Annotated in this window: 12 protein-coding genes; 6 read left to right on the top strand and 6 right to left on the bottom strand. The window is 68.6% G+C overall.

Translation table 11 applies throughout. The features are described 5' to 3' along the window. Positions 1-16: 16 nt before the first annotated feature. From CYR75_RS13175 to CYR75_RS13150, 6 genes are read right to left on the bottom strand one after another with little or no spacing between them, the layout of a single operon-like run. Positions 17-1,108: a CgeB family protein gene (locus CYR75_RS13175; protein WP_101500457.1), complete on the bottom strand. Its 1,092-nt coding sequence runs from the start codon at positions 1,106-1,108 to the stop codon at positions 17-19. Then, positions 1,105-2,196 carry a CgeB family protein gene (locus tag CYR75_RS13170; RefSeq protein WP_101500456.1) on the bottom strand — a complete coding sequence of 364 codons (1,092 nt, stop codon included), beginning with the start codon at positions 2,194-2,196 and terminating at the stop codon, positions 1,105-1,107. The genes CYR75_RS13175 and CYR75_RS13170 overlap by 4 nt, the downstream gene beginning before the upstream one ends. After that, complete coding sequence (locus CYR75_RS13165; protein WP_101500455.1) at positions 2,193-3,302, bottom strand: CgeB family protein; 1,110 nt, start codon at positions 3,300-3,302, stop codon at positions 2,193-2,195. Before CYR75_RS13165 ends, CYR75_RS13170 begins: the two co-directional genes overlap by 4 nt. A gap of 1 nt (position 3,303) precedes the next feature. Continuing rightward, complete coding sequence (locus CYR75_RS13160; RefSeq protein WP_225972729.1) at positions 3,304-4,377, bottom strand: glycosyltransferase family 4 protein; 1,074 nt, start codon at positions 4,375-4,377, stop codon at positions 3,304-3,306. 11 nt (positions 4,378-4,388) lie between these two features. After that, complete coding sequence (locus CYR75_RS13155) at positions 4,389-6,398, bottom strand: SDR family NAD(P)-dependent oxidoreductase (protein ID WP_101500453.1); 2,010 nt, start codon at positions 6,396-6,398, stop codon at positions 4,389-4,391. After that, positions 6,395-7,498 (bottom strand): NAD-dependent epimerase/dehydratase family protein, encoded by a 1,104-nt coding sequence (locus CYR75_RS13150; RefSeq protein ID WP_101500452.1) that lies wholly within the window; start codon positions 7,496-7,498, stop codon positions 6,395-6,397. The genes CYR75_RS13155 and CYR75_RS13150 overlap by 4 nt, the downstream gene beginning before the upstream one ends. 226 nt (positions 7,499-7,724) lie before the next feature. Here CYR75_RS13150 and CYR75_RS13145 point away from each other — a divergent pair, with 226 nt between their 5' ends. The 6 genes from CYR75_RS13145 (at position 7,725) to fdhF (ending at position 15,808) form a co-directional block, all read left to right on the top strand. Then, a complete protein-coding gene (locus tag CYR75_RS13145; protein WP_225972728.1) occupies positions 7,725-8,687 on the top strand; it encodes an MDR/zinc-dependent alcohol dehydrogenase-like family protein in 963 nt (320 codons plus the stop codon). Then, a complete protein-coding gene (locus CYR75_RS13140) occupies positions 8,681-9,694 on the top strand; it encodes a Gfo/Idh/MocA family protein (protein ID WP_225972727.1) in 1,014 nt (337 codons plus the stop codon). The genes CYR75_RS13145 and CYR75_RS13140 overlap by 7 nt, the downstream gene beginning before the upstream one ends. A gap of 218 nt (positions 9,695-9,912) precedes the next feature. Then, positions 9,913-10,800: a LysR family transcriptional regulator gene (locus tag CYR75_RS13135; RefSeq protein WP_101500449.1), complete on the top strand. Its 888-nt coding sequence runs from the start codon at positions 9,913-9,915 to the stop codon at positions 10,798-10,800. A gap of 81 nt (positions 10,801-10,881) precedes the next feature. Continuing rightward, positions 10,882-11,355, top strand: coding sequence for a formate dehydrogenase subunit gamma (locus tag CYR75_RS13130; protein ID WP_101500448.1), 474 nt, complete (start codon positions 10,882-10,884; stop codon positions 11,353-11,355). Next, complete coding sequence (locus tag CYR75_RS13125; protein ID WP_101500447.1) at positions 11,352-12,884, top strand: NADH-ubiquinone oxidoreductase-F iron-sulfur binding region domain-containing protein; 1,533 nt, start codon at positions 11,352-11,354, stop codon at positions 12,882-12,884. The genes CYR75_RS13130 and CYR75_RS13125 overlap by 4 nt, the downstream gene beginning before the upstream one ends. Continuing rightward, complete coding sequence (gene fdhF, locus CYR75_RS13120; protein ID WP_101500446.1) at positions 12,881-15,808, top strand: formate dehydrogenase subunit alpha; 2,928 nt, start codon at positions 12,881-12,883, stop codon at positions 15,806-15,808. Before CYR75_RS13125 ends, fdhF begins: the two co-directional genes overlap by 4 nt. Positions 15,809-15,826 lie beyond the last annotated feature (18 nt).

The following is a 15,826-nucleotide window of genomic DNA, read 5'->3' as shown; positions in this document are numbered from 1 at the left end:
CGCTCTCCTGTTTGGGTTACGTCCGCTCCATTCTGTCTGCGCGCGCGCCGTGCAGCACGCGCGCCAGTTCACGCGCCCGCGCCCGGCCGGTATGCCCGGCCAGCACGCGACGGCGCGCATTCTCTCCCAACGCCCGGCGGGCGGGATCGGTCAGCCCGGTCAGCACCGCGACCACGTCCTGCGTGTCCTGCGCGATGACAATGGCCTCGCCGTCGGGAAACAGCTCATTCAGCCCGCGCCAGTCGTCGCTGATGATGGGGGTGGCGCAGGCGCCGGCCTCGAACAGGCGCACGCTGGGGGACCAGCCCATGCGGCGCATGGCGGCGCGGGTGACGTTCAGGGTGAACGCCTGCGCGTTGTAGAAGGCCACATGCTGCGCCGGGGGCAGATGCTCGATCCGTTCGACATTTGCGGGCCAGTCGATGTCGTCTGGATATTGCGGCCCGGCGACGACAAAGCGGCGGTCGGGCAGCAGGCGCGCCGGTTCCAGCAGCAACGATTCCAGCGTCGGCTGGCGGTCGGGGCTGTAGGTGCCGAGATAGCCGAGATCCCATTTCTGGGGCAGGTCCATCGGGCCATAGCGATCCGCATCGACGGCGCAATACAACGCCTCGGCCCGGCGCGCGCCGCGCTGCTGTTCCAGATGCTGCAGCACCGCGCCGCCCGAGAATGAGAAATAGATATCGAAAAGACCGACCTGACGCGCGGCCAGATATTCCTCGTCGCCCTGATCCAGCCGGTCCAGCGTCACCGGCGTGTCGATGTCGTAAAAGCACAAAAGCCGCGGGTTCAGCGCGTGCAGCGCGTCGATGATCTGCACCCCGTCCGGCACATAGGACCCGACGATCACCACATCGGCGCGAGTCAGCCGGTCGCGGTAACGGTCCAGCATGGCGGCCGGGTCGTCGTAAAGCTGCAACTCGCAGAAATCCGGGTCAGGCAGGTCGCGGTGGGGGGCGTACCACGGGACGTCGCGTTCCAGAAACAGCACCTTGTGGCCTTCCTCGGCCAGCCCGCGCAGCAGGGCGCGATAGGTGGTGGCGTGGCCATTGCCCCAGGACGAGCTGAGCGAGAGGCCCAGAATCACGATGTCCAGCGGCGCCGTCATGCGGTTTCCCTCGCCGCCGCCAGCCGGGCGCGGAACAGATCGTCCGCCAGCGCGGCGCGGTGGGTATAGGTGTGTTCGTTCAGCACCCGCGCCAGCGCGTTGCGGCCGATCCGCTCTGCCTCCGGCGGCAGGATCTGGGCCACGAAATCGGCCACGTCCTGCCCGTCGCGGGCGACGAGGATCTCCTCGCCGGGTTCCAGGAACATCTCGACCCCTTTCCAGGCGTCGGTGACGATGCAGGCGCCGGCGCCGGCGGCCTCGAAGACGCGGGTGGCGGGGGAAAAGCCGGTTTCGGCCATGCTGTCGCGGGCGATGTTCAGCACCATCCGGGCGCTGGCGTTCAGCGCGTTGTGATCGCGCGTCGGCACATGGCCAAGCGCGCGGACATTGTCCGGCATCCCGTGCCCCTGCCAGCCCGACCCGCCCAGCAGAAAGCGCGCCTCGGGGCAGGCGGCGGCGGGGGCAAAGAACCACGCCGCGACCCGCGCCTCGCGGTCGGGCAGGCGGTTGCCCAGAAATGCCATGTCGCAGGCAAAGCGCGGCTCGGGCGGCACCGGGTGGTGGGTGTCGGGGTCGAGCGCGTTATAGACCGGCACGCAGTCGCGCGCGCCGAGCGCCCGATAGGCGCCGATGACCGGCTGCCCGCCGCCATAGGTCAGCACCAGATCGAGGTCCGGCAGCGCCGCGCGCAGCGGATGATCCGGGGATGCGTGCAGTTCGGCCAGCGTCGCGGGGGCGTCCACGTCCCAGAAGATGCGCAGGGCATCGGGGCGGGCGGCCGCCACCACCTCGGTCAGCAGTAGGTCGTCCTGAAAGCCGACGCCGCTGGCCTTGACCACGATATCGGCGGTGGCGGCCTTGGCGGCCGCGTCGCGCAGGGCGGGGACGGTGCCGTCATAGACCACGACGCGGGCCCAGTCGGGCGGGTCGATGTCGCGGTTCTGCTGCCGGTCGTGGACGTCGGGTTCGTAGAAGGTGATGTCATAACCGCGCGCCGCCAGCGCCCGCAGGATGCCGCGATAATAGGTCGCCGCGCCGTTCCAATAGGCGGATAGCAGGCTGGAGCCATAAAAGGCGATCTTGGTCATGCGATATTCTCCGTCTGCGCGGGGATGCCGAGCTGGGCTAGGATCGACAGCAGCTCTTGGGCGCGGTGGCGGCAGGTGTGGCGGGACTGGATCGTCTCCAGCCCGGCGGCGGCGATCTCGCGGCGCTTGGCCGGTTCGTGGATCAGCGAGGACAGATGTTCGCGCATCTCTGTCCCGTTGCCGGCGCGCAGATGGTCGGTGCCGGGGCGGAACAGCCCCTCGCAATCATCCCAGGGCGCGCTGACCAGCGGAATGCCGCAGGCGAGCGCCTCGAACATGCGGATGGTGGGGATGCCGGGCAGCGCCTGAACATAGGGCGCGCGCGGCACGTGGACGGTGACGCGGTGGCGGGCGAATTCGCGCGGCACATCGGAATTGGCGATCCAGCCGCCATAGGCGATGCCGGCCTGATGCAGCCGGGCCAGCGCCTCTTCGGGATAGCGCACGCCGCGGATATTGGCCGACAGCCCCAGCGCCGCCACCGGCTGGATCAGGAACTCGGCCAGTTCGGCGCTGCGTTCGCCGTCGCCCCAATTGCCGATCCAGACCAGATCGGCCTGCGGCTCTTGCTCGAGCGGGTGGAACAGCGCCACATCCGCCGCCTCGTGCCAAGTGAACACCTGCCGCCCCCAGCCCGCGCGCAGATAGCGTTCGCGCAGGGTTTCACCAAAGGCGAGGATGCCGTCGTAATTCGATAGATCCAGCGCGCCGATCTCGCCCTCGGCGCTGACGGCGCGGTGATGGGTGTCGTGAAACAGCAGCGTGAAGCGCGCGCCATCCCGGCGCAGCGCGCCCAGTTCGGCGATCAGCGCCGGGTCGGTCCATTCATGCACCACCACCACATCGGCACCGTCCAGCAGCTCCTGATGCCGGGTATCGGCGTCATAGCGGCGGGTCTGCAGCGTCGGAAAGGCGCGGTGAAAGGCCTCGATGGCGCCTTCGCCCTGTTCGGCGATCAGGTTGTCGCGCGACCACGACTGCTCGGGCTCGAGCGCCTGCGCCTGATGTCCCAGATGCTGCAATTCGCGCATCACGCCGCGCAGGAAATGCGCGTTGCCGTGGTTCCAGTCCGAGATGAGGGAATGAGTGTAGAGGACAAAGCGCATGTCAGTGAACCTCTGCCCCGGCGGCGTGTTCCGCACGCAGCCGGTCGTGAATTGCGGCCAGGGCGTGAACCTGCGCGGCCAGCGAATAGCGTGCGGCCCGGTCCTGCGCCGCCTGCCCCATGCGGGCGCGCAGGGCGGGATCGTCGATCAGCCGGCTGACCGCCGCCGCCAGCGCTGCGGCGTCGCGGGGGGCAAAGAACAGCGCCGCCCCGCCCCAAAGCTCGCGATAGGTGGGGATGTCGCTCAGCACCAGCGGCACGGCGGCGCGCGCCGCCTCGGCCACGGCGAGGCCAAAGGGTTCATAGATCGAGGGCGAGACGAAGATGCCCGCGCCCTGCACCAGCGCCAGCGTGTCCGCATGGGGCAGCGACCCCAGCGCCGTGGCGTGGTGCAGCGTCACCTGCGCACCATTGTCGCCGCGGGTCGGGCCGGCCATGTGGACCGGCCAGCGGATTTCGGCTGCGGCAAGGTCCGGTGTTGCTGCGTCCTTGCCCTCATCCCACCAGCGCCCGGCGGCGGCCACGATGGGGCGCTGCGGCAGGCGGATGGCGGGGGCGTTGCTGGCGTTATGCACCACCTGCAGCCGGTCGATGGGTCCATAGCACGCGGTCAGGGCATCAGCATGGGCGCGCGAGGGCGCGACGACCGCATCGGCGGCGTCGAAACCCGCCCGCGCCAGCCGCGCCTGCCACGCCCAGTCCGGCGGCAACGCGCTGCCCCGGACCGCGCCAAACCACGTCGCCACGCAGGAATGAGAGACGGCGACGATGGGCAGGTCCAGATCCAGCCCCGCCGCCTGTCCGGGCAGGTTCAGATGCAGCAATTCCGCCCGGTGGCGCCGGGCCATCGCGGCGATCTCGCGCGGCACATCGGCCAATCCCGCGGCGTCCGCGACCATCCATTCCAGCGGCGCGCGGCCCCAGTCGAGGACGCCGACCGCCTCGGCCTCGTCCCGCTGAGCCGGGCTGGGCGGCGGGCCGAAGCCGGCAAACACCACCTCGTCACCCCGCTCGCGTAGCCCGCGCGCCAGGTCCAGCGCATAGCGCCAGACCCCGCCCACGGCGTCGAGTGTCATCAGCACCCGTGTCATGAGGCCATCGCCCGCCGCTCTGCCGCCGTTTTCGCGGGAAAGCTGCGGTTCTGGCGCAGCCAGTCGGCGAGCTGGCCCAGACCCTCTTGCCAGCCGATGCGCGGCTGCCAGCCAACACGGCTTTGCAGCAGCCCGGTATCGGCCACGAACCACAGCTGATCGCCCTGCCGCCAGTCATGGCGACTGACGTCGCAGGGCTGTCCGGTCAGGCGCGCGATCTGATCCAGCACCGCGTTCAGGCTGACCGCGTTGCGCGGCCCGCCGCCGAGGTTGAAGGCCATGCCGCTGAGCGCGTCGATATTGTCCAGCACCCCGCGATAGGCGGCCACGCAGTCATCGACATGCAGCACGTCGCGCACCTGCTTGCCGTCGCCATAGATCGAGATCTCGCGGCCCTCCAGCGCGCGGATCAGGAAATGCGCGACCCAGCCCTGATCCTCGGTCCCGAACTGGCGCGGGCCATAGATGCAGCTCATCCGCAGCACCGCCGCCGGGATGCCATAGGATTTGGCGTAGTCCAGCACATACTGGTCGGCCACGCCTTTCGAGCAGCCATAGGGCGTGCAGAAATCCAGCGGGCGGCCCTCGCCGATGCCGTTGTCGCGCAGGTCGCGGTCCTCGGGCAGATGGCGGTCGTCATGCTCGGCCATGGCCACGTCTTCCAGCGCACCGTAAACTTTGTTGGTGCTGGCAAACAGCACCGGCACGCGGCGGCCGGTGGCGCGCACGGCCTCGAGCAGGTTAAGCGTGCCGCGGGCGTTGATCTCGAAATCCTGCAGCGGGTCGGTCAGGCTGGTCGTCACCGCCGTCTGCGCCGCCAGATGCACGACGCTGTCGGCATCGCGCACCGCAGCCCGCAGCGAGGTCATGTCGGCCAGATCGGCCGGCACCGGATGCAGCCGCGCGCCATGACGCTCGGCCAGCCAATGCAGGTTCTGTTCCACGCCGGGCCGCGAGAGGTTGTCATAGACGATCACCTCGCGCCCCTCGGCCAGCAGATTGTCGGCCAGATTGCTGCCGATAAAGCCGCTGCCGCCGGTGATGACGACGGGCTTGACCGCACCCGACAGCCCCGGCGCGGCAAGGCGCGTCACCTCGCGCACCCGGTCCACCCCGCCCGCGGTCAGCAGCCGGGCCAGCAGCTTGGGCCGGCCACGCGCATCGACGGCGCCCATGTGATAGTGGCGCAGATCGAACCACAGCCCTTCCTGCACCGCGATATCGTCCGGCAGGTCGGCCCAGCCATACCAGTACATCCGGTCCGCCCCGGCATCGAGCGCATCGACAAAGCGCCGCAACTGCTCGGCCTCGTCGCGCCGCCAGGTGGAATAGCCGGTCTCGGTCAGCCAGATCTCGGCCTGCGGGTTATAGCGGTTCAGGATCTCGCGGGTCTCGTCCAGCACCGCCTGCCAGCCATGCCACGACCCTTCCTCGCTGTCCCAGGTGCCCGGAAAGCCGTGCAGGCCCACGGCGGCCATCTCGGCCAGCAGGCCGCGCTGGCCCATCAGGTCCAGCCAGACCGGGTCAAAGGGGCAGGGGCCGCCCAGAACCGCCTTCCAGCCGCGCTGGTTGATCCAATGCGCGGCGCCCCCGACCATCTCGCAGAACAGCTGGTGATCGCGGTCGATCCGCCAGTCCCAGTCGAGCAGGTTGTTGGGCTCGTTCCACAGTTCGATATGGGTGAAATGCTCGCCATGTCGGGTCATGATCATGTCGAGGAAATCGGCGTAGGATTTCAGATCCCAGGGCGGGCCAGAGGCGCGACCGGTCCGCGACAGCGAGGGCGGGGTATAGTGGACGCAGGGCAGCAGGTCGATCTCGCGACCCAGCCGGGGCAGCAGCCAGTCATACCAGGCCTCGCCCCCCGGCGCGTGATATTCGGCCCAGGACAGATGCGTGCGCAGATAGGTGGCGCCGGTCGCGCGCATCTGGGTCAGGACGGTCTCGACACGCTCATGCTCGCCGGGGCGGAACCACTCGACAAAACCGAAGGCGTCGGCGGTCATGATACCAGCCTCCGCGCCTCGAGTTCGCGGCGCATCTCGGCGCCGCGGTCGATGACAGTCTGGCCGCGCACCCATTCGACGAAATCGCCCAGCGAATCCTCGAGCCGGCGTTCGGGCGCAAAGCCCAGTTGCTCCCTTGCCTTGGAAATGTCGGCAAAGCAGTTACGGATGTCGCCGGCGCGCGAGCGGCCAAGGATTTCCGGTTCCAGATCGGGCCGGCCCATCTCGGCCGCCAGCAATTCCGCGACGCGGGCGATGCTGTAGGCGTGGCCCGAGCCGATGTTGAAGACCTCGCCGCCGATGCCGGGGGTCTCCAGCGCCAGACGGAAGGCGCGGGCCACATCCTCGACATGGACGAAGTCGCGCTGCTGCGCGCCATCCTCGAAGATCGTCGGCCGCTCGCCGTTGGCCAGACGCGAGGCGAAATTCGCCAGCACGCCGGTATAGGGGTTCGACAGCGCCTGCCCCGCGCCGAAGACGTTGAACAGCCGCAGCGCCACGGCCTCGGGCGGGTAGGTGTCGCCAAAGATCAGCACCTGGCGTTCCTGCGCGTATTTGGTCAGCGCATAGATCGAGGCCAGATCGACCGGCTTCGTCTCATCCGTCGGCACCGCCTGCAGGGGCTGGCCGTCCGGGCCCGGAATGTCCCAGCGCCCGCCCCGCACCGCCTCGGCATCGCGGCGGGCGGTATCCACCGTCTCGCCCGAGGCGGTGACATAGCGCCCCTCGCCATAAACGCTCATCGACGAGGCGACCACGATGCGTTCGACCGGGTGATCCAGCAGCGCCTCGAGCAGGACGGCGGTGCCCAGATCGTTGGCCCCGACATAGCGCGCGATCTCGTACATGGACTGGCCGACGCCGACCTCTGCCGCCAGATGCAGCACCGCCTCGCAGCCCTTCAGCGCGCCGCGCAGGCTGTCGGCGTCGCGCATGTCGCCGCGGATGAAATCGACATCGTCGGGAAGCGCGGCGGCGCCGTCGTGGACCTGTTCGATCAGCGCATCATAGACGCGCACCTCGTGACCATGCTGCTGCAACTCCTGCGCCACATGCCGTCCGATGAACCCGCAGCCGCCGGTAATAAGAACTTTCGTCACACCATCCCCCTTGTCGTGCTTTTCCCGCACCAGTCGATCCCGAACCCCGCGACCTGAAAAATGGTTCCACAACGGCAGCTTCGACATCAGTGACAGGAACTTGCGGCGAAATCGGTCGTTGCATCGCGGCGGGGGACGGGTCACGTTTCCCGCGAAACCGATTTTGCAGAACAAGCGGAAGATACATGACCGACCTCGCCCCCCGCCATTCCACGCCCTGCCTGACATGACCGAGACGATGCAGGCCGCCCGGCTGACCGGACCGGGCCAGTTCGATCTGGTCGAGATGCCCATTCCCCAACCCGGTCCCGATCAGGTGCGCGTCAAGCTGGAAGGCTGCGGCGTCTGCGCCTCGAATCTGGGGCCATGGGCGGGGCCGGAATGGATGCAGTTTCCGACCGAGCCCGGCGCGCCGGGGCATGAGGGTTGGGGCCGCATCGACGCGCTGGGGGCCGAGGTGACGGGGCTGCAGGCCGGCGACCGCGTCGCGTTTCTGGGCCAGCACAGCTATGCGGGTTACGATCTCGCCCCTGCCGATCAGGTCGTGGTCCTGCCGCCGGAACTGGACGGCCCCTTCCCGGGCGAGGCTTTGGGCTGCGCGATGAACATCTTTGCGCGCAGCGGCATCAAGCCGGGGATGCGGGTGGCAATCATCGGGATCGGCTTTCTGGGCGCCACCCTGACCCGGCTGGCCGCCAATGAGGGCGCCGAGGTCATTGCCATCTCGCGCCGGCCGGAATCGCTGGCGCTGGCCCGGCGCATGGGGGCCGCGCGCACCATCGAAATGATCGACCATTACCAGATCATCGAAGAGGTCCGCACCCTGACCGATGGCGCCTTCTGCGAGGTCGCGATCGAGGCCGTGGGCCTGCAATGGCCGCTCGATCTGGCCAGCGAGCTGGTCGGCACCCATGGCCGGCTGGTCATCGCGGGCTATCATCAGGACGGGCCGCGGCAGGTGAACATGCAGTCCTGGAACTGGCGCGGGCTGGACGTCATCAACGCCCATGAACGCGACCCGGCAACCTATGTCGCCGGGATGCAGCGCGCCGTCCGTGCCGTGGCCGAGGGCAGGCTGGACATCGCGCCCCTGCTGACCCACCGCTATCCGCTGGCCGACCTTGGCGCGGCGCTGGATGCCACCCGGGACAAGCCCGAAGGATTCGTGAAGGCATGGGTGGAATGCTAGAAAGACCGTCAACCAAGCGCCCCCGTCTGGGCTTTCTCGGCCTCGGCTGGATCGGGCGGAGCCGGATGCAGTCCCTGGCCGAGACCGGGCTGGTCGACATCGCGGCCCTCGCCGATCCGTCGGGCGACTGTCTGGCCGAGGCCGCAGCCCTTGCCCCCGCTGCCGCACAGGGGCGCGATCTGGACGATCTGCTGGCCGCCGGCTGCGACGGCATCGTCATCGCCACGCCCAGCGCGCTGCATGCCCAGCAGACGATTGCCGCGCTGGATCGCGGCGTCGCGGTGTTCTGCCAGAAGCCGCTGGGTCGCGACGCGGACGAGGCCGCGCGCGCCGTCGCCGCCGCACGGCAGGCGGACCGGCTGCTGGGCCTCGACCTCTGCTATCGCCACACAGCCGCCATGCAGGCGCTGCGCGACACGGTGCGCAGCGGCGCGGTCGGCGAGATTTTCGCCGCCGATCTGGTGTTCCACAACGCCTATGGCCCCGACAAGCCGTGGTTCTATGACGCCGCGCTCTCGGGCGGGGGCTGCGTGATGGATCTGGGCGTGCATCTGGTCGATCTGGCGTTGTGGGTGCTGGATTTCCCGCCCGTCACCAAGGTCTCGGCGCAGCTTTTCGCGGGCGGACAGCCCCTGACCTCGCGCGCGCAGACCGAGGATTACGGCATCGCTACCCTTCAGCTTGCCTCGGGCGCGGCGGTGCGGATCGCCTGTTCGTGGAACCTCTCGGCCGGGCAGGACGCGGTGATCGGCGCCGATTTCCACGGCACGCAAGGCGGCGTGTCGATGCGGAACCGGAACGGCTCGTTCTTCGACTTCGACGCCCACCACCACAGCGGCACCAGCAGCCGCCCGCTGGCCGAGCCGCCCGACGACTGGGGCGGACGCGCGCTCGCGGATTGGGCAAGGCGGCTGGCGCAGTCCCCCGGCTTCGACCCCGCCGCCGAGGAGTTCGTGCAGCTTTCGCGGATCATCGACCGGGTATATGCGGCGGGGCTGGCGGAATAGGGCGGCTGTTGGCGGCGATGCGTCGTCAATGCTGGCCTGACTGCGCTTCCTGATCCGCTTCACCGCGCAAGTCTCGGGTCAGGCCCTTTCCAACCCGCACCCCGTCGCGACCCGCACCTCGTCACTCATGATCCGTTGCCGGCGGTTGGCGCCGGATGCGAAGTCGCCGGATCTCTGTTAGACTGCGACCTCACCGGCCTTCGCACGAAAGACACGCCTTGCTCGACAAGCTGAACATGTTCATCGCCCTCGCCCGAGAGGAGCATTTCGGCCGCGCCGCCGACAGCCTTGGCATCACCCAGCCCAGCCTGTCGGCGGGGATCAAGCAGCTCGAACAGCAGCTGGGGGTGTTGCTGGTCTGGCGCGGCTCGCGCTTTGGCGGGTTGACCCCCGAGGGGCAGCGCGTGCTGGAATGGGCGCGGCGGATCGTGGGCGACGTGCGCGGGATGCGCGACGAGATGCGCGCCACGCGGCACGGTCTGGCGGGCGATGTGCGGCTGGCGGTGATCCCGACCGCGCTGACGGTGGCCTCGCAACTGACCGTCCGCTTTGCCGAGGCGCATCCCAATGTCCGCTTCATCCTGCGGTCCTGCACCTCGGTCGAGCTTCTGAGCCTGATCGAGAACCTGCAGGCCGATGCCGGGATCTCATATCTCGACAACGAACCTCTGGGCCGGGTGACGGCGGTGCCGCTCTACCGCGAGCAATATCACCTGATCTGCGGGGCCGGGCATGGGCTGGCCGGGCGGCAGGTCATCGACTGGGGCGATCTGTCCGGGGTGCCGCTGTGTCTGTTGACGCCGGACATGCAGAACCGGCGGATTATCAATCACAGCCTGCATCTGGCCGGGGTGCGGCCCGAGGTGACGATCCAGTCCAACTCGACGCTGGCGCTGATCGCGCATGTCGAGGCCGGGCCATGGGCCACGGTGCTGCCCCGGCAATTGTCGCAATACCTTGCCATCGGGCGCAGTCTTCGCGTCATCCCGATCCGCGAGAACCGCCCGCAGCACGCCGTCGGCCTGATCGCGCCGCACCGAGAGCCGCACACGCCGATCCTGCAGGCGCTGCTGCAGATGGCGCGGGCGATGGCCGAGCCTGAATAGGAAACGCCTATCGGTTAACGGAAAAGCGATATTGATAAGCAGATGACCGTGCGGCAAGCCTGTCAGACGAGGGGGAAGCCAATGCCAGCCGATCAGACACCGTCCCGCGACGACATCGCCGCCATCATCGCCGACCATCGGGGGATGGAGGGGCCGCTGCTGCCGATCCTTCATGCCATCCAGCACGCCTTCGGCCATGTGCCGCAGGCGGCGTTGCCGCTGATCGCCGAGGCGCTGAACATCTCGCGCGCCGAGGTGCACGGGGTCATGTCCTTCTATCACGATTTCCGCGAGGCGCCGGCCGGGCGCCGGGTGGTCAAGCTGTGCCGGGCCGAGGCCTGTCAGGCGGTCGGCGGCGCGGCGGTCGCCGCCGAGGTGCTGGCCGATCTGGGGCTGAACTGGCAGGAAACGACGCCCGACGGCGCGGTGACGGTCGAGGCGGTCTATTGCCTGGGGCTGTGCGCCTGCGGACCGGCGGCGGTGATCGGCGACCGCGTCCATGGCCGGATCAGCGCCGCCCGGATGCGCGCGCTGCTGGCCGAGGCCACGCCATGAGGATCTATGTCCCCGCCGACGCCGCCGCCCGCGCCCTTGGCGCCGATGAGGTCGCCGCGGCGGTCCGGGCCGAGGCGCAGCGGCGGGGCATCGACATCACCCTGATCCGCAACGGCACGCGCGGCATGATCTGGCTGGAACCGCTGGTCGAGGTCGAGACCGAGGCCGGCCGCACCGCCTTCGGGCCGGTCGGCGCCGATGACGTGGCAAGCCTGTTCGACGCTGGCCTTGCCGATCACCCGCTGGCGCTCGGCCCGGTCGAGGCGATTCCCTTCTTCGCCCGCCAGACCCGGCTGACCTTCGCCCGCTGCGGGCTGATCGATCCGCTGTCGTTGACGGAATATCAGGCGCATGGCGGGCTGTCCGGCCTGCGCCGGGCGCTGGCGATGACGCCCGAGGACATCGTGACCGAGGTGACCGAAAGCGGGTTGCGCGGTCGCGGCGGCGCGGGCTTTCCGACCGGCATCAAGTGGCAGACCGTGCTGAACGCGAAGGCCGCGCAGAAATACATCGTCTGCAACGCGGACGAGGGCGACAGCGGCACCTTTGCCGATCGCATGATCATCGAAGGCGACCCCTTCACCCTGATCGAGGGCATGGTGATCGCCGGGCTGGGGGTCGGCGCGACGCGGGGCTATGTCTATCTCCGCTCGGAATATCCCGACGCGATCCGGGTCATGGACGCGGCCATCGCGATTGCCCGCGACGCAGGTCTGCTGGGGCCGTCGGTGCTGGGTTCCGACCGCGCCTTCGATCTGGAACTGCGCGTCGGCGCCGGGGCCTATGTCTGCGGCGAGGAGACCAGCCTGCTCAACTCGCTTGAAGGCAAGCGCGGCGAGGTCCGCGCCAAGCCGCCGCTGCCCGCGCTGAAGGGGCTGTTCGGCCTGCCGACCGTGGTCAACAACGTCATTTCGCTGGCCACCGTCCCGGTCATCTTCCAGCGCGGGGCCGCGTTCTACCGCGATTTCGGCCTCGGCCGGTCGCGCGGCACCATCCCGATCCAGATCGCCGGCAATGTCAAACATGGCGGGCTGTTCGAAACCGCCTTTGGCATGTCACTGGGGGAGTTGGTCAACGACATCGGCGGCGGCACCGCATCCGGACGGCCGGTCAAGGCGGTGCAGGTCGGCGGCCCCTTGGGCGCCTATATGCCGCCCGCCAGCTTCGCCACGCCCTTTGGATACGAGGAATTCGACGGGCAGGGCGGGCTGATCGGCCATGCCGGCATCGTCGTCTTCGACGACAGCGCCGACATGCTGCGGCTGGCGCGCTTTGCAATGGAGTTCTGCGCCGTGGAAAGCTGCGGGAAATGCACCCCCTGCCGCATCGGCTCGGTCCGCGGGATCGAGACCATCGACCGCATCGGCCGGGGCGACGCGGATGCGATCGAATTGCTGACCGATCTGTGCGCGACGATGAAGGACGGCTCGCTCTGCGCGCTTGGCGGCTTTACGCCTTATCCGGTGATGTCCGCGCTGCAGCACTTCCCCGACGATTTCGCCGCCACCACGAAAGAGGCCGTGCCATGAAAGACCTTGTCATTCCCTGGGGCAGCGACCGCGATCTGGGCACGCCCGCATCCCGCGCGACCGAAACGGTCAGCCTGACCATCGACGGGTTTCAGATCACCGTCCCCGAAGGCACCAGCGTCATGCGCGCGGCGGCCCTGGCCGGGATCGAGGTGCCGCGGCTCTGCGCCTCGGACAATATCGAGGCCTTCGGCTCGTGCCGCCTCTGCGTGGTCGAGATCGAGGGCAGGCGCGGCACGCCCGCCTCGTGCACCACGCCGGTCGCGTCCGGCATGGTGGTCAGCACCCAGACCGACAAGGTGCGCCGCCTGCGCAAGGGGGTGATGGAGCTTTACGTCTCGGACCATCCGCTGGACTGCCTGACCTGTTCGGCCAATGGCGATTGCGAGTTGCAGGACATGGCCGGCGCCGTCGGCCTGCGCGACATGCGCTATGAGACCGGGCGGAACCATTACGATCCCTCGGGCCTCGGCACGCTGGCGCAGGGCGATGCGCGCAGCCGCAGACCGGCGACCGATCCCGGCAACCCCGATTACATCCCCGCCGACGACAGCAACCCCTATTTCACCTATGACCCGTCGAAATGCATCCTCTGTTCGCGCTGCGTGCGCGCCTGTGACGAGGTGCAGGGCACATTCGCGCTGACCATCGCCGGGCGCGGTTTCGACAGCCGCGTCTCGGCCGGCATGGCGGGCGACGACTTCCTGACCTCGGACTGCGTCAGCTGCGGGGCCTGCGTGCAGGCCTGCCCGACCGCCACGCTGCAGGAACGCTCGGTCGCGGAACTGGGCACGCCCACCCGGTCGGTCATCACCACCTGCGCCTATTGCGGCGTCGGTTGCAGCTTCAAGGCCGAGATGAACGGCGACCGACTGGTGCGGATGACCCCCTATCGCCACGGCAAGGCCAATCGCGGCCATAGCTGCGTCAAGGGCCGCTTCGCCTATGGCTATGCCAACCATCAGGACCGCATCCTGTCCCCGATGATCCGCGACCGCATCGACCAGCCCTGGCGCGAGGTCGGCTGGGACGAGGCGCTGCGCTTTGCCGCCGAGCGGATGCGGGCGATCCAGCAGGACCATGGCCGCAAGTCCATCGGCGTCATCACCTCGAGCCGCTGCACGAACGAGGAAACCTATCTGGTCCAGAAACTGGCCCGCGCCGTCTTCGGCAACAACAACACCGACACCTGCGCCCGGGTCTGCCATTCGCCCACCGGCTATGGCCTGGGCCAGACCTTCGGCACCTCGGCCGGGACGCAGGATTTCGACAGCGTTGAAAATGCCGATGTGATGGTGGTGATCGGCGCCAACCCGACCGACGCGCACCCGGTCTTTGCCTCGCGGATGAAGAAGCGCCTGCGCGAAGGCGCCCGGCTGATCGTCATCGACCCCCGGCGGATCGATCTGGTGAAATCGCCCCATGTCCATGCGGCCCATCACCTGCCCCTGAAACCCGGAACCAATGTCGCCGTCATCAGCGCCATGGCGCATGTCATCGTCACCGAAGATCTGTATGACGAGGCGTTCATCCGCGCCCGCTGCGACTGGGACGAGTTCCAGAGCTATGCCGAGTTCATCCGCGACCCGCGCCACAGCCCCGAGGCGACGGCGCTGCTGACCGGCGTCAATGCCGCCGAGTTGCGCCGCGCGGCGCGGCTTTACGCCACCGGCGGGAACGCGGCGATCTATTACGGCCTCGGCGTGACCGAACACAGCCAGGGCTCGACCGCCGTCATGGGGATCGCGAACCTCGCCATGCTGACCGGCAATATCGGCCGCCCCGGCGTCGGCGTGAACCCGCTGCGCGGCCAGAACAATGTGCAGGGCTCGTGCGACATGGGCTCGTTCCCGCATGAGCTGCCCGGCTATCGGCATGTCAAACACCCGGAGGTCCGCGCCATCTTCGAGGCGGAATGGGGCGTCGCCATCGACCCGGAACCGGGGCTGCGCATCCCCAACATGCTCGACGCCGCCGCGGCCGGCAGCTTCCGGGGCCTCTACTGCCAGGGCGAGGATATCCTGCAATCCGACCCCGACACCAAACACGTCGCCGCCGCCCTTGCCGCGATGGATTGCGTGATCGTCCACGACCTGTTCCTGAACGAGACCGCGAACTACGCCCATGTCTTCCTGCCCGGCTCGACCTTTCTGGAAAAGGAAGGCACCTTCACCAATGCCGAGCGGCGCATCAACCGCGTCCGCAAGGTGATGGCGCCCCGCAACGGCTATGCCGATTGGCAGGTGACGCAGCTTCTCGCCAACGCCATGGGCGCCGGCTGGACCTATACCCACCCGACCCAGATCATGGACGAGATCGCGCGCACCACGCCCAGCTTTGCCGGCGTGTCCTATGAACGGCTGGAAGAGCAGGGCTCGGTCCAGTGGCCCTGCAACGAGGCGCAGCCCGATGGCACGCCGCTGATGCATGTCGACGCCTTCGTCGGCGGCAAGGGGCGGTTCATCATCACCGAATATGTGGCGACCGACGAACGCACCGGCCCGCGCTTTCCGCTGCTGCTGACCACCGGGCGCATCCTGTCGCAGTATAATGTCGGCGCCCAGACCCGGCGGACCGAGAACATGGTCTGGCACGACGAAGACCTGCTGGAGATCCACCCCCATGACGCCGAACAGCGCGGTATCCACGACGGCGACTGGGTCAAGCTAGCCTCCCGCGCGGGCGAGACCTCGCTGCGGGCGCGGATCACCGACCGCGTCTCGCCCGGGGTGGTCTATACGACCTTCCACCACCCCGACACGCAGGCAAATGTCGTCACCACGGATTACAGCGATTGGGCGACCAACTGCCCGGAATACAAGGTGACGGCGGTGCAGGTGTCGCCCTCGAACGGACCGACCGGCTGGCAACAGGACTATAATGCCCAGGCCGCCCTATCCCGCCGGATCGCGGCGGCGGAATAGATGCAGCGGGGGGCCTAG

Origin of the sequence: Paracoccus jeotgali, from assembly GCF_002865605.1 — a bacterium.
GTDB lineage: Bacteria > Pseudomonadota > Alphaproteobacteria > Rhodobacterales > Rhodobacteraceae > Paracoccus > Paracoccus jeotgali.
This window is presented reverse-complemented; position numbering and strand designations above follow the sequence as displayed.

Excerpts from the sequence above, each read along its gene's own strand:
- CYR75_RS13175 (WP_101500457.1), bottom strand. The coding sequence starts at position 1,108 with ATGACGGCGCCGCTGGACATCGTGATTCTGGGCCTCTCGCTCAGCTCG.
- CYR75_RS13170 (WP_101500456.1), bottom strand. The coding sequence starts at position 2,196 with ATGACCAAGATCGCCTTTTATGGCTCCAGCCTGCTATCCGCCTATTGG.
- CYR75_RS13165 (WP_101500455.1), bottom strand. The coding sequence starts at position 3,302 with ATGCGCTTTGTCCTCTACACTCATTCCCTCATCTCGGACTGGAACCAC.
- CYR75_RS13160 (WP_225972729.1), bottom strand. The coding sequence starts at position 4,377 with ATGACACTCGACGCCGTGGGCGGGGTCTGGCGCTATGCGCTGGACCTG.
- CYR75_RS13155 (WP_101500453.1), bottom strand. The coding sequence starts at position 6,398 with ATGACCGCCGACGCCTTCGGTTTTGTCGAGTGGTTCCGCCCCGGCGAG.
- CYR75_RS13145 (WP_225972728.1), top strand. The coding sequence starts at position 7,725 with ATGACCGAGACGATGCAGGCCGCCCGGCTGACCGGACCGGGCCAGTTC.
- CYR75_RS13140 (WP_225972727.1), top strand. The coding sequence starts at position 8,681 with ATGCTAGAAAGACCGTCAACCAAGCGCCCCCGTCTGGGCTTTCTCGGC.
- CYR75_RS13130 (WP_101500448.1), top strand. The coding sequence starts at position 10,882 with ATGCCAGCCGATCAGACACCGTCCCGCGACGACATCGCCGCCATCATC.
- CYR75_RS13125 (WP_101500447.1), top strand. The coding sequence starts at position 11,352 with ATGAGGATCTATGTCCCCGCCGACGCCGCCGCCCGCGCCCTTGGCGCC.
- fdhF (WP_101500446.1), top strand. The coding sequence starts at position 12,881 with ATGAAAGACCTTGTCATTCCCTGGGGCAGCGACCGCGATCTGGGCACG.